General features: G+C 34.3%; 10 protein-coding genes. All 10 read left to right on the plus strand.

The features are described from left to right. Positions 1–6: 6 nt before the first annotated feature. The 10 genes from AC4GZ8_RS04480 (at position 7) to AC4GZ8_RS04525 (ending at position 14,376) form a co-directional block, all read left to right on the plus strand. Positions 7–1,101, plus strand: coding sequence for a Gfo/Idh/MocA family protein (locus AC4GZ8_RS04480; protein WP_491080614.1), 1,095 nt, complete (start codon positions 7–9; stop codon positions 1,099–1,101). Between the two features lie 414 nt (positions 1,102–1,515). Next, positions 1,516–2,412 carry an ABC transporter permease gene (locus AC4GZ8_RS04485; protein WP_491080858.1) on the plus strand — a complete coding sequence of 299 codons (897 nt, stop codon included), beginning with the start codon at positions 1,516–1,518 and terminating at the stop codon, positions 2,410–2,412. Positions 2,413–2,423: 11 nt separating this feature from the next. Then, positions 2,424–3,293, plus strand: a complete 870-nt coding sequence (locus tag AC4GZ8_RS04490; RefSeq protein ID WP_491080615.1) for a carbohydrate ABC transporter permease — start codon at positions 2,424–2,426, stop codon at positions 3,291–3,293. Positions 3,294–3,534: 241 nt separating this feature from the next. Continuing rightward, complete coding sequence (locus AC4GZ8_RS04495) at positions 3,535–5,166, plus strand: ABC transporter substrate-binding protein (protein WP_491080616.1); 1,632 nt, start codon at positions 3,535–3,537, stop codon at positions 5,164–5,166. A gap of 74 nt (positions 5,167–5,240) precedes the next feature. Continuing rightward, positions 5,241–5,984, plus strand: a complete 744-nt coding sequence (locus AC4GZ8_RS04500; protein ID WP_491080617.1) for a DUF624 domain-containing protein — start codon at positions 5,241–5,243, stop codon at positions 5,982–5,984. 5 nt (positions 5,985–5,989) lie between these two features. Then, positions 5,990–6,787, plus strand: coding sequence for a Nif3-like dinuclear metal center hexameric protein (locus AC4GZ8_RS04505; protein ID WP_491080618.1), 798 nt, complete (start codon positions 5,990–5,992; stop codon positions 6,785–6,787). A 282-nt stretch (positions 6,788–7,069) separates the two neighbouring features. Then, positions 7,070–8,176, plus strand: a complete 1,107-nt coding sequence (gene uxuA, locus AC4GZ8_RS04510; RefSeq protein WP_491080619.1) for a mannonate dehydratase — start codon at positions 7,070–7,072, stop codon at positions 8,174–8,176. A gap of 116 nt (positions 8,177–8,292) precedes the next feature. Then, the gene (locus AC4GZ8_RS04515) at positions 8,293–8,970 is read left to right on the plus strand and encodes a GntR family transcriptional regulator (protein WP_491080620.1); all 678 of its coding nucleotides are present in this window, start codon (positions 8,293–8,295) and stop codon (positions 8,968–8,970) included. Between the two features lie 105 nt (positions 8,971–9,075). Next, positions 9,076–12,510, plus strand: a complete 3,435-nt coding sequence (locus AC4GZ8_RS04520) for a glycoside hydrolase family 2 TIM barrel-domain containing protein (protein ID WP_491080621.1) — start codon at positions 9,076–9,078, stop codon at positions 12,508–12,510. A 504-nt stretch (positions 12,511–13,014) separates the two neighbouring features. Then, positions 13,015–14,376, plus strand: coding sequence for a PAS domain S-box protein (locus AC4GZ8_RS04525; RefSeq protein ID WP_491080622.1), 1,362 nt, complete (start codon positions 13,015–13,017; stop codon positions 14,374–14,376). Positions 14,377–14,391 lie beyond the last annotated feature (15 nt).

Below are 14,391 nucleotides of genomic sequence, written 5' to 3' on the forward strand. Positions count from 1 at the left end.
GATGTTATGCAAACACATGATGGTATGAATTATGCACCGATTGGAAAATATGATCCTGTTGTTCAAAAGGGTGATTTTATTTTTGCCGCCATTGGGTTAGATCATGGACACATATACGGAATGTGTAATGGGTTAATTGAAGCTGGAGCTGAACTAAAATGGGTGTATGATCCTGATATCCAAAAAGTTGAGAGATTTTGTGAATCCTTTCCAAATGTGAAGATTGCTGCTTCCGATGAAGAGGTTCTTAAAGATCCATCTGTTCACTTAGTTGCAGGAGCAGCCATTACATCAAAACGTTGTAACTTGGGATTGCGAGTCATGAATGCGGGTAAACACTATTTTACGGACAAAGCACCCTTTACAACAATAGAGCAATTACAGGCCGCAAAGGATAAAGTGAAAGAAACCGGACTTATTTGGGCTGTTTATTATAGTGAACGTCTTCATAATGAAAGTGCGATTTTTGCAGGACAGCTTATTGAAGAGGGTGCGATTGGAAAGGTTGTTCAAGTGATGGGCACAGGTCCACATCGTACAAATCCAAAGTATCGACCGGATTGGTTTTTTAAAAAGGAATATTATGGTGGTATTTTATGCGATATTGGGAGCCATCAAATTGAACAGTTCTTGTTTTATACAGGAGCTAAAGATGCCAAGGTTGTTCACAGTAAAGTAGGAAACTATAAACATAATCAATATCCAGAGCTTGAGGATTTTGGGGATGCTAATTTAATTGCTGATAATGGGGCTACAGGCTATTTTCGTGTTGACTGGCTAACACCTGATGGTTTAAGTACATGGGGAGACGGAAGGACAATTATTTTAGGTACAGAAGGTTATATTGAACTTAGAAAATATGTAGATATTGCAAGAGAAAAAACAGGTAGTCACTTATATTTAGTCAACAAAGTCGGGGAAAAACATTTTGATGTAAATGGAAAAGTAGGCTTTCCTTACTTTGGCTCACTCATTTTAGACTGTTTAAACGGAACAGAAACAGCCATGTCACAAGAACACACATTTAAAGCGGCTGAATTATGCTTGATTGCACAACGTCATGCGATTGTTGTGACAGCATCAGATGAAATTAGGAGCTAGATCGTCTAGGGTTTAAGATTATAATCGTAAGGACAGGTCAAGACAAGCCTAAAAAATAGAACAAACACCTGTCCTAAATTTTTTTATTGTTATTTTCAATGAACGGTTTATCTTTCTTTTATCTAATAGAATATATTGAAATTTCAGAAATATTAGGTTAAAATTAACATACTACCATACTAGTATTTTCGAAAAAGATAGGTCTTTACATAACAGATGTTCGAATCAATGGAGTTTTATTCGATCGTCTACCATACTAGTATTGTAGAAAACGGGAAATGGAGAATCGGAACAGACTTTTTGTAAGCGCTTTATGATTGTGTTTACTTAAGAAGCAGGGGGGTTAATATGGCTGAAATAAAGGTTGAAACAGCTGGGAAGTCAAATGTTGTGTTGAAAAAAAGTAAATTAGCAATGACAGGCTCTATTATTAAAAGAGATTGGCAACTATACTCTTTGCTGGTTTTGCCAATTATCTACTTGATTATTTTTAAATACGGTCCAATGTTTGGGAATATTATTGCCTTCCGTAGATTTATGCCAGGAGGGAAAATATACGGGGAATCTTGGGTAGGACTTCACTATTTTAGAATGTTTATCAATGATCCAACATTTTGGAATGTTTTTAAAAACACACTATTACTTGGTGGATTAACATTAATTATTTGTTTTCCAATGCCGATTATTTTTGCTTTGTTATTAAATGAAATCAAAGCGAAAAAGTTTAAAAAATTTGTACAAACAGCATCATATTTACCGCATTTTTTATCAATCGTTATCGTTGCTGGGATGATTCTACAACTCACAGCAGTTAATGGAACAATTAATTCGATTGTTGAGTTTTTTACAGGTGAAAAAATTGCATTTATTCAACAAGCAGAATGGTTTAGAACCATTTACATTACTTTTGAAATTTGGCAAACGATGGGATGGGGAGCCATTTTGTACTTAGCCGCGTTAACGACAATTGATGAATCCTTATACGAAGCTGCAAAGATGGATGGTGCAAATCGCTGGAAACAAACTCTTCATATAACAATACCGGGAATTCTTCCAACAATCGTGGTTTTACTTATCTTAAATATCGGAAGCTTTATGGCAGTTGGTTTTGAAAAAATCTTACTATTATATAACCCATTAACCTATGAAACATCAGATGTCATTTCTACTTACTTATATCGTGTCGGTTTGGAATCTAGTAACTTTAGTTATGCAACGGCGATCGGGTTATTTGAATCTATAATTGGTTTAATCTTAGTTTTATCTGCTAATGGAATTTCCAGAAAGCTAACTGAAAGAAGCTTGTGGTAGGGGGTGCAGTCATGAAAGAGTCAAAACAATATAAGGTATTTAAAGTGTTCAATGTATCGATTTTACTTGTCATTGTCTTTTGTACACTTTATCCATTTCTAAATGTTATTGCCCAGTCTTTTAGTAGTGAATCCTATATCAATGCCGGGAAAGTAACCCTTTTCCCAAGAGGGTTTAATATTGACACATACAAAACAATTGCAAGTGATAATATGTTTTGGATTAACTATAAAAATACTGTTGTGTATACAGTAGTCGGTACAGCAATATCTATGTTTTTAACAACAATCTTTGCTTATGCATTGTCAAAGAAACGTTTAGTAGGAAGAAAATTTTTAACAGTATTCGCTGTATTTACAATGTTTTTTAACGGTGGATTGGTCCCGAACTATGTTTTGATTAATAGCTTAGGATTTGGTAACACCATTTGGGCTATCGTTATTCCAGGTGCTATTAGTATCTATAACATGTTGATTATGAAGTCTTTCTTTGAAAATATGCCAGAAGAATTAGAGGAAGCTGCCTCTATTGATGGGTTGAATACGTATGGAATTTTACTCAAAATTGTTCTACCGCTTAGTAAAGCAGTTATTGCAACAATGATTTTATTCTATGCGGTCGGCCATTGGAACTCATGGTTTCCAGCCTTTTTATATTTAGATCAAAAAGAATTATTTCCTGTTACAATTTATTTGCGAAATTTAATTGCAGGTGTTTCGGGAGCTACAGCAGCAGGAGCAACTTCTGCCGATAACTTGACACAAATATCTGCAAATATTAAATCCGTAACAATGGTTTTAACGATATTACCGATTTTAACCATTTACCCATTTGTCCAAAAGTACTTTGTATCAGGAGTCATGCTTGGATCAGTTAAATAACAAAATGAGGGTTATCAATAGGTGGTTTTTATCCGTCACTTTGTGGCGATGAGACTCTCATTAAGAGAAAGCAATTACTTTCTTTTAATGAGCGTCTTATCGCCCTAATAGGATTGATAAATACGCTTAGATTAAAGGCTGTGTCAAAACGATTTGTTGATTTATAAGTTAGTTGGTACTCTGCAGAAAGGTTTTTACACAGTCAATAAAAAAGAAAAACATAACAAAGGGAGGAAAAGAAATGGGGAAAGGTCTAAAAGGGCTAAAGTCTGCATTTAGTGTGTTGGCTTTATCAGCACTTGTCATTGCTGGATGTTCAAACAATGAAACATCAAGTACAGAGGAAAGCAAAAATCAAAAGGGAGCAATGGAATCGTATAGTGTAGGGGATACATTTAAAGCAACTGAAGAATTCGAGCTTCCAATCCTTTTCATGGATCAACCTACATATCCTTACAAGAAAGATTGGCTTTTATGGGATCATATTAAAGAAACAACAAATGTTACATTAAAACCAACCATTGTACCTTATAGTGACTACACGCAAAAACGTAGTTTGTTAATAAGTTCTGGAGATGCACCACTCATTATTCCAAAAACTTATCCTGGTGAAGAATCTGCATTCGTTTCTTCTGGAGCAATCTTACCAATTAGTGATTATATGGATAAAATGCCGCATTTCAAAGATAAAGTAGAGAAATGGAATTTAGAGGATGAACTAGAAGGATTAAAGCAAAAAGATGGCAAGTTCTACTTATTACCAGGTTTACATGAGGCTGTGTGGCCGGATTGGACACTATTAGTAAGAACAGATATCTTTGAAAAGCATAATATAGAACTTCCAAAAACATGGGATGAATTATATGAAGCTATGAAAAAATTAAAAGAACTTTATCCGGATGTTACACCATTTTCTGATCAATTCAAGTTTAATAGTACACTTAATATCGCAGCGACCAACTTTGGAACAAAAGCTGGATGGGGATTTGGAAATGGCTTAACGTATAATGAGTCTAAGGATGAGTTTGAATACACAGCAACGACTGATGAGTATAAAGAGCTGCTAACATACTTTAACAAACTAGTTGAAGAAGGTCTTTTAGATAAAGAAAGCTTTACACAAGAAGACGATCAAGCGATTCAAAAGTTCGTAACTGGTAAGTCATTTATTATTAATGGAAATTCGCAAACAATCAATTTACACCGAAATGATATGAATAAAACATTAGGTGAAGGTAATTACTCAATCTCTAAAATTACTGTTCCAGGAGGTCCTGCTGGAGATTTAATGGCTGGATCCAGATTAGAAAACGGAGTTATGATTTCTTCAAAAGTAAAAGAAAGTGAAAACTTTGATGCGATCCTGCAGTTTATTGATTGGCTTTATTATAGTGATGAAGGTCAAGAGTTTACTAAGTGGGGTGTAGAAGGCACAACATATACAAAAGCGGAAGACGGTAAAAGAACTTTGGTTGAGGATATCAACTACAATGGTTTAAACCCTGCAGGAACAAAGGATCTTCGAAAAGATTATGGATTCTCTGGCGGTGTGTTTGCTTATGGAGGTACAACAGAATTACTTCATTCCATGATGAGTGAAGAGGAAATTAAATTCCAAGAAGATATGGCAAATCGCAAAACAGTCGTACCTGCTGAACCGCCGATTCCATATTCAATTGAAGATCGTGAGCAAGTAACATTATTAAGTACACCATTAAAAGATACTACAGACCAAAACACCTTGAAATTTATCATTGGTGACCGTGATTTAAGTGAATTTGATGCATTTGTAAAAGAACTTGAAGGTCAGGGCTTACAACAATATGTAGACCTTGCAAATAAAACATATAAAGAGTATAAAGAATCTAAGTAATATCTCTAGGTTGTCCCTTTTATGAGAAGAGGCAACCTCCTTTTCAATAAAACTATTAAAAGATGGTGATGAAGATGGAGGAAAAAAATCAATTTGGTGAAGGAGTCTTATTTACCTTTACAAATTATGTTTATGCTTTTTTATTAACAAATATATATTTCATATTAGCTAACAGTGTGTTTATCTTTTTCTTTATGACACTAGAGCCTTCATTTTCAAATATTCTTCTCTACTTTCTTGCTCTAATACCCACAGGTCCAGCGATTTCAGCTCTGTTTTATTCAATGGAAAAACTTGTGAGAACGAAAGAGCTTTCTCCAACACATGACTTTTTCTACGGATATAAAAAGAATATTAAAGATATTCTATCCATCTGGTTACCAATTCTTTTGGTTTACTTTATTTTATTCGTAGATTTACAGTATCTTCGACAAACACCAACTGAAGTAAATCAAATTTTATCCATTGTGATTTTCGTGCTTATTTTAGTTTGGACAATGTTGATTTTAAATGCAATTGCGATTAGTTCCCGATATAAATTTAGAATGAGAGATACTTGGAAACTATCCGTTTATTACAGCTTTTTAAAGGTGAAAAACACGGTAGGGAATATGCTTATTCTTTTTATTCTTGCCTTTGTTACAACAGTTACAACTGACTTTTTAATCCTTTTCGTTTCAAGCATTGTGGTATTTTTACTTGCTCTGAATACAAAAGAAATGCTCTCAGATATTGGGATGAACTTCTTAAAAACGAGTCCAAACCAAGCTAACCAAGATCAAAATATTTTCGCCAAAAATAACGAAAAGCAGGGATGAGGATCATGAGCATTAAAGTTAAAGATGTTGTGAAACAGTTGGAATCCCCAGCTGAAAATGTCGAATCAAAGGTGGATTCCCTAATATTTGGAGATGAGAATGATGAAGTAAAAGGAATTCTTGTTTCATTTATTGCTTCACAATATGTGATAGAATATGCACAAAAAATAGGGGCAAATTTGATTATTAGTCATGAAGGAATTTTCTTTAGTCATACAACAAATGAAAGAATTCTCAAAGATAATGAAGTATATACTGAAAAGCTTGAGCTTATTAAGCAATCTGAAATTTCCATTTATCGATTTCATGATTATGTTCATAAATACAATCCTGATCAAATAGCGGAAGGACTTGTTCAAAAATTAAATTGGAATTCATATGTTGAGGCATATAAACCAATATCGACTATTCTTACAATCCCTCCTATGTCAGGGGAAGAAATTGCAAAGTACGTAAAAGATAAGCTAGATATTCCATTTGTTCGAGTTGTTGGTGATTTAGCATCTTCATATTCAAGGATCGGTTTATTGGTCGGATACAGGGGAGGCGGTGAGACAGCCATACCATTATTCGAAAAAGAAGACCTGGACTTGATTATCATTGGAGAGGGACCAGAGTGGGAGACACCGGAATATGTTCGTGATGCAGTATTTCAAGGAAAGAAGAAGGCACTAATCATGCTCGGCCATGCTGTTAGTGAAGAACCAGGGATGGAATTTGCAGCTAACTTGCTTCAATACCATTTTCCCTCGATTCCAGTAACATTTCTTTCTGAAAAACAACATCAGATTAAAGTGATTTAGTGTCTTTATGAATAAAAGGAAAGCAAATTTCATATATTTTGAAAATATCAATGGTAGGCTATCTACCATACTAGTATATGTAGTATACATAATTTTCACCTTAATAAATTGATCAAATCTACAAGATCGAGATTTTTTAATAGGTAAATAGAACAAAGCAGGTTATGGTGATTTCCTCAGAAGGCGAGCATCCTGGCGCGAAAATCCAATCCGCACTACTTGTTAAATAGCAACAAATTACTGCCAATAAAACCAAAACTTTAATAAAAGGAGGCAATACCAATGAAAATTACGTTTCGATGGTTCGGGAGCAAAGATGATAGTGTAACTCTTGATCAAATAAGACAGATTCCAGGGATGGATGGCATCGTAGGTGGACTTCATGATATACCAGCAGGAGAAGTATGGCCGCTTGACCGAATTCTTGAATTAAAGAAAGAAGTAAATGCTAAAGGGCTAAATCTTGATATAATTGAAAGTGTAAATGTTCACGAAGATATCAAACTTGGTTTACCAACACGTGATCATTATATAGAAAATTATCAGCAGACAATCCGTCATTTAGCACAAGCTGGAATTAAAGTGATTTGTTATAACTTTATGCCTGTTTTTGATTGGATCAGATCTGATCTTGCTAAAATATTACCTGACGGATCAACAGCCCTTGCTTATGAAAAAGAGAAGATTGAAAGTGTAGATCCGGATGTTCTTATTAAAAAGGTAGAAAACTCATCAAATGGTTTTTCGTTACCTGGATGGGAGCCAGAAAGAATTAAAAAGATTAAGAGAGCGTTTGAATTATATAAAGATGTCACAGAAGAAGATTTATTTGATCACCTCCAATATTTCTTAGAGAAAATTATTCCTGTGGCTGAGGAACATGATGTAAAGATGGCCATTCATCCCGATGATCCACCATGGTCGATTTTTGGTTTACCAAGAATTGTGACGAATTTTCAGAATTTAGATAGAATTGTTAAGCTTGTTGACAGTCCATCTAACGGTTTAACATTATGTTCTGGATCACTCGGTGTGAATCCTAAAAATGATATCCCTGCGATTATGCGTTATTTCTCTAGTATTAATAGGATACCGTTTGCCCATATACGAAATGTGAAAATTGAAGAAAATGGAGACTTTGCAGAAAGCTCTCATAGAAGCTGTGATGGATCCTTAGATATTTACGAGATTGTAAAAGCTTTACATGATACTGGTTTTTCAGGATTTGTAAGACCAGATCATGGACGTATGATTTGGGGAGAGCAAGCACGTCCTGGATACGGATTATATGATCGTGCACTAGGCATTATGTATCTGCTAGGTATATGGGATAGCTTAGAAAAAGCCAGAGTGTCAGAGAGAAAAAAACGCGGAACCTCAAATTTATAATAAGGAATAGGAAAGATTAAGAGTTATTGGAGAGGATTCAGCAGACATGTTTATATAATGCCAATTAATAAAAATATAAATTTGAACTGTTATTTTGGAAGATTGGAGAGTTTTATATGTATATTGACCACAAACATAAATCATCTACAACAAGCAATCAGGTGTATGATGAATTAAAATCCCAAATTTTAAACTTGCAACTTGCTCCAGGTACAAGTATATCTGAAAAAGAAATGTCTGATAAGTTTAACGTAAGTCGTACTCCTGTCAGAGAAAGCTTTTTGCGACTAGCGAGAGAAGGTCTATTAAATGTGTTTCCTCAAAGGGGGACATTTGTTTCCCAAATTGACTTGAATTTAGTGGAAGAAGCAAGGTTTATGAGGGAACATCTAGAAAGAGCTGTTATTCGATTAGCTTGTGAGGAATTTCCTAAAGAAAAATTACTTGCTTTGGAAATGAATCTTAGTATGCAAAAAGTTTGTATTGAACAACAAGATTATCAAAAGATGTTTGAGCTGGATGAAGAATTTCACCAGACGATCTTTATCGGCTGTCAAAAGTATAATACATGGTCAGTTATTCAACAAATGAATGTACACTTTAATCGAAGTCGAATGCTAAGATTAGCAACAGACTTTAACTGGTACACAATCTTTTTGCAGCATAAAGAAATTTTTGAAGGCATCAAAGAAAAAAAACCTGATAAAGCCGAAAAATTAATGCAAGAGCATTTAATGCAAGCGGTTATTGACAAAGAATATTTAAAACGAACTTACCCGAATTATTTTAAATAGTATTTTTTTCAAGGTGCTTTCATGAACTTGACCTGCATAAAGCGCCTGATTTTTTTATTTATCATAGTTAGTAGGTATAAACATTGTAGTAAATGAGGGGGAAATATGAATAAAAAGGAACTTTTTAATGATGGATGGGAGTTTGCAAAAACAAGTTTAGATAGTGATCTGGATCATAATTTAATAAGCTTTGTACCTATAGATATCCCTCATGATTGGTTAATCTATGATACATTAAATCTGTATGAAAACAGTATTGGTTGGTACCGAAAAAAATTCACAATACATAAAGAAGATCATCAAATTTTATTATCTTTTGATGGAGTATATATGGATTCATCACTGTATGTGAATCATCAATATGCAGGCGAATGGAAAAACGGCTATTCTTCCTTTGAACATGATATCACAAATATGTTAGTAGATGGAGAAAATGAAATTTTACTAAAAGTTGTGCATCAAAGTCCAAACAGCAGATGGTATTCTGGAGCTGGGATTTATCGAAACGTATGGCTAAAAACACGAAATAATAATCATATTGTAACAGATGGAATATACATATCGACTAAAAAAGAACAAAGTAGATGGCAAGTAGAAATCGACACAGAAATTAACAATCATGATAATGTCGTTATTACTCATACTCTCTTGTATCAAGATGATATTATTGCTACTTCCTCAGATGAGGTTGCAGTAAAACCTTCATCTAGTGTAAATCAACAAGTTTTAGAGGTTGAGAATCCAGGACTATGGGATACAGATTATCCTCATCTATATGTGTTGAAAACTCAGTTATTTTTGAAAAACAAGAATGAAAATGAGAGTTTAGAAGAAATTGAGATTTTATCACAAAACATAGGATTTAGAGAAATTCATTTAGATCCGAGTGACGGATTACGCCTAAACGGAAAGAAAATGAAACTAAATGGTGTTTGTGAACATCATGATTTAGGAGCATTGGGAGCTGCATTTAATAAAACGGCTTTGAAGAGAAGATTTCTGATATTGAAAGAAATGGGTGTTAATGCTATTCGAACAGCTCACAACATGCCTGCTAAAGAACTAATGGATTTAGCAGATGAGATGGGTTTTCTTGTTGTAACAGAAGCATTTGATATGTGGGAAAGATTAAAAACACCATATGATTATGCAAGATTCTTTAAAGATTGGGCATATCATGATGTGAAAAGCTGGGTGAAGCGAGATCGAAATCATCCTAGTTTATTGATGTGGAGTATTGGAAATGAAATCTATGATACACACGCTGATGAAAGAGGCCAGGAAATAACTCAGATATTAATTCGGTACGTGAGAGAGTTTGATCCAAAGGGGAATGCAAGCGTTACCATCGGATCGAATTATATGCCGTGGGAAAACGCACAAAAGTGTGCGGATCTTGTGAAGGTAGCAGGTTATAACTATGCTGAAAAATATTATCAAAAGCATCATGAAGAGCATCCAGATTGGGTGATCTATGGTAGTGAAACGGCATCTTTAGTACAAAGCAGGGGTATTTATCATTTTCCTTTTGAAAAATCAATTCTCGCTGATGATGATGAACAATGCTCAGCACTAGGAAATAGTTCAACAAGCTGGGGGGCAAAGTCGGCGGAATCTTGTATTCTAGCAGAAAGAGATACACCATTTTCACTTGGTCAATTTATTTGGACTGGATTCGATTATATTGGAGAACCAACTCCATATCATACGAAAAACTCTTATTTTGGTCAGATTGACACAGCAACCTTTAAAAAAGATTCGTACTATATCTATCAATCAGCATGGACAAATTACAAAACAGCACCAATGGTACATATATTTCCTTATTGGAATTTTAATAAAGGACAAATGATAGATGTTCGAGTTTGCTCCAATGCGCCGAAGATCGAATTATACCTTAATGGTCGTAACATTGGTACACGTGATATAGATCATGAAAATGGTGAAGATCTAGTTGGATGGTGGAAAATTCCATATGAAGATGGTGAATTAAAAGCATTTGCTCTTGATGAAACAGGTAAAGTGATTGCGACAGATGTACGAAGGTCATTTGGTGATGCAAAGAAAATTTGTTTAAAACCTGATAAGAAAAATATCACAGCAAATGGTACAGACCTATTGTTTGTTGAAATATCAATGGAAGATGAACATGGAAACCCTGTTGAGGATGCATCAAGCCGTGTACATGTTCATGTGGATGGAGCAGGGCGACTAGTTGGATTGGATAATGGAGATAGTACTGACTTCGATCAGTATAAGGGAATCAGTAGAAGGTTATTTAATGGAAAACTAATGGTGATGATCGGTTCAATATTAGAACCTGGGAAGGTTTTTCTCGAAGTTTCTTCACGAGGGTTAGAAACACAATCTATTGAAATCGAATCTTTTCCAGCTCAAATTCGATCTATACAAGGAATCACTGTAGCTAGTAAAAATCAAGAATTGCCAATTGTTATGGGAAGTAAGGAAGAAATACCTATCAGAAAAATCGAGATAATAAGTGATTCTGGCCAATTCTTTAACAAATTTAAGACCGAATTGATAGTGCATGCAAAAATTCACCCAAATGATGCAACATATCAAGATGTTGAATGGAGTGTCGTGAACGAATCTGGAATAAAGTCGAATATAGCGACGGTTGAAGGAAATGGAAAGGAAGCAAAAGTCACAGCATTAGGGGATGGAGAATTTCGACTTAGATGTACAAGTAGAAATGGCACTGAAAAAATCAGGCTGATTTCACAACTGGAGTTTAAGGCAGAAGGACTTGGCAAAGCCTATAAAGATCCATATGAGTTTATTTCTGCAGGACTTTATGAGTATAGTAAAGGTGAAGTGACCAATGGGAACGAGAGAGGTGTAGCAACAAGCCGGGATGGTGAAACACAAGTAGGCTTCCGAGAAATAGATTTTGGTCCTTATGGCTCTGACACGATAACCATTCCAATTTTTGCATTGTCAAGTGAAGAATATTCCATCCAAATTTGGGAGGGCATGCCTGATGAAGAAGGAAGTGAATTACTGGCTGATGTCATATATCAAAAGCCTTCCAAATGGAATGTTTATCAAGAAGAAACTTATCAATTATCTAAGCGGCTTCGTGGAATTACATCATTATGTTTTGTTCTTAAGCAAAAGGTTCATATAAAAGGATTCATATTTGAGAAAAAGAATAGAGCGTTTGAAAAGAATATGGCGACAGACTGTGACCATTTATATGGTGATACCTTTACCATTACAGAAAACAGTGTAGATGGAATTGGAAATAATGTATCACTTGAATTCGAGAATTTGAACTTTACCGGTGAAGGCACAACGAAATTGACCATATTTGGTCGATCACATCATGATAAAAATACAATTCAGATTTTGTTTTCAGGTGACGAAGGAGAAACTAAACAGATCATTGAATTCGCAAAATCTGATGAATATGAAGAAAAGATTTTCAATATTGAAAAGATAACAGGCAAACAAAAAGTGACCTTCATTTTTTTACCAGGATGTCATTTTGATTTTGGATGGTTTTATTTTGAAAAGTAAACAATTATGATTAGAGGCGGATGGCAGTTAATAGTCGATTTCCATTTAAGGGAATCGACTTATTTGTCGCATATAGTCATTATATCCTATAAAAAGTAATCGTGTGAATAATTAACTAGGTGAATAGTCTATTTTTAGAATATCAGACAAAATGCATGGTTATTCTTTTGGAAAATTGATATAGTAATTTTAGTGGAAAAGATTTTACAATTAGGCTCTTTTCTAAAAGATTGTTGTTTTTTAATAAGTTCATTGAACATAAACTAATTAAGTTGATTGGAACGGATATGGGAGACTCATGAAGGCACTGTGCGACGAGGGGGGCTCACCGCCTGCCCTATTTAAGATGTGTATCGCTCCAATCAACCATTTTCACGAACTTATTACAAAGCAACAAAGTTTGGGAAAACAGCCTACAATTAATAGTAAGTGAAGGTCGGATACAATATGTTTTTAAAATCATCAATATTAGAAAGAGTTTTTTTTCAATCAAGGATTCCACAAATGATTTTTGAATATAACTTTAAAGAAAATGTAGCAAATGAGGCATTTTACCAATTCATAGGTTACTCAAAAGTGGAATGGGATGAATTAACGTTAGAAGATATTTCACATCCGGAAGATTATCAGCTTGATATGCAATTGTATCATGAAGTATTTACTGGAAAACGTCCATCTTATCAGATGGAAAAGCGGTATTTCCATAAATCGGGTGAAATAATATGGGGGTCTTTAAACGTAACAGCTATCGAAGATCCCTATTCAACTAAAAAGTATTTTTTAGCTCAAATATACGATATAACTGAACAGAAAAATCTGGAAAGAGTATTAACTGACAATGAACAGAAATATAGGCTATTAGCTGATAACTCATCAGATATTATCAATCTGTATTTACCAGATGGCAGATTTTTATATAGCTCACCTTCTATTACTCAAATTCTCGGGTATGAGACAGATGAACTAACCGGAGATGTCCCTTATCTTTATATTCATCCAGACGACATTTCTTATGTCAAAAAGAAGCATTTGTCTTTACTTGAAAACCGAAATCCTATTCTTATTACGTATCGATTTAAACATAAAAATGAATCATATATTTGGGTGGAATCAAGTGTTCGATCCATAGCGGATGAGCGAACAGGTGAAATGACCGGCTTAATTTCTATTTCGCGAGATATTACGAGCAGATTAGAAAAAGATAAGTTATTGCAAAAGTCTGAAAAATTAGCGGTTGTAGGACAGCTTGCAGCTGCCGTGGCACATGAAATTCGAAACCCACTTACATCGATTAAAGGTTTTATGCAATTATTTTCTCAAACAAAAGAATATAATAAAGAATATATGAATATTGTTCGTGATGAATTAGATCGAGTTGAGGATATCATTTCAGAATTTTTAACGATGGCAAGAACGCAGGCAGAAAAGAAAGAAGTGCTTGATGTAGATAAATTAATCAAACAAGTCATAACTCTCTTAAATACACAAGCTATTTTAGTTAATAAAGAAATTAAATATGAAAATGTGATTACAAAGCCGATTGTAAAAGGGGACAGAAGCAAGCTTAAACAAGTATTTTATCAAATCATTCAAAATGGATTAGATGCGATTGAAGAAAAAGGAACTGTCTATGTTAGAATGTCAAGTTATGATCATCTGTTAAAGGTTAAAATTATAGACAATGGTCGCGGAATTTCAAATGATCGTCTCAAAAACATAGGTGAACCTTATTATTCCATCAAGGAAAAAGGAACAGGCTTTGGTTTAATGACAAGCTATCAAATTATTGAAAATCATAATGGGAATATTGAGATCGATTCAATTGTTGGTAAAGGAACTACAGTATCTGTTACACTTCCAATGTGAAGAGTTGAAACAGAG

The sequence above is a fragment of the Metabacillus sp. RB-C-LZQ-3-1 genome (genome assembly GCF_058315175.1).

Coding starts and splice junctions, on each gene's coding strand:
- AC4GZ8_RS04480 (WP_491080614.1), top strand. CDS start 7: ATGCAAACACATGATGGTATGAATTATGCACCGATTGGAAAATATGAT.
- AC4GZ8_RS04485 (WP_491080858.1), top strand. CDS start 1,516: ATGACAGGCTCTATTATTAAAAGAGATTGGCAACTATACTCTTTGCTG.
- AC4GZ8_RS04490 (WP_491080615.1), top strand. CDS start 2,424: ATGAAAGAGTCAAAACAATATAAGGTATTTAAAGTGTTCAATGTATCG.
- AC4GZ8_RS04495 (WP_491080616.1), top strand. CDS start 3,535: ATGGGGAAAGGTCTAAAAGGGCTAAAGTCTGCATTTAGTGTGTTGGCT.
- AC4GZ8_RS04500 (WP_491080617.1), top strand. CDS start 5,241: ATGGAGGAAAAAAATCAATTTGGTGAAGGAGTCTTATTTACCTTTACA.
- AC4GZ8_RS04505 (WP_491080618.1), top strand. CDS start 5,990: ATGAGCATTAAAGTTAAAGATGTTGTGAAACAGTTGGAATCCCCAGCT.
- uxuA (WP_491080619.1), top strand. CDS start 7,070: ATGAAAATTACGTTTCGATGGTTCGGGAGCAAAGATGATAGTGTAACT.
- AC4GZ8_RS04515 (WP_491080620.1), top strand. CDS start 8,293: ATGTATATTGACCACAAACATAAATCATCTACAACAAGCAATCAGGTG.
- AC4GZ8_RS04520 (WP_491080621.1), top strand. CDS start 9,076: ATGAATAAAAAGGAACTTTTTAATGATGGATGGGAGTTTGCAAAAACA.
- AC4GZ8_RS04525 (WP_491080622.1), top strand. CDS start 13,015: ATGATTTTTGAATATAACTTTAAAGAAAATGTAGCAAATGAGGCATTT.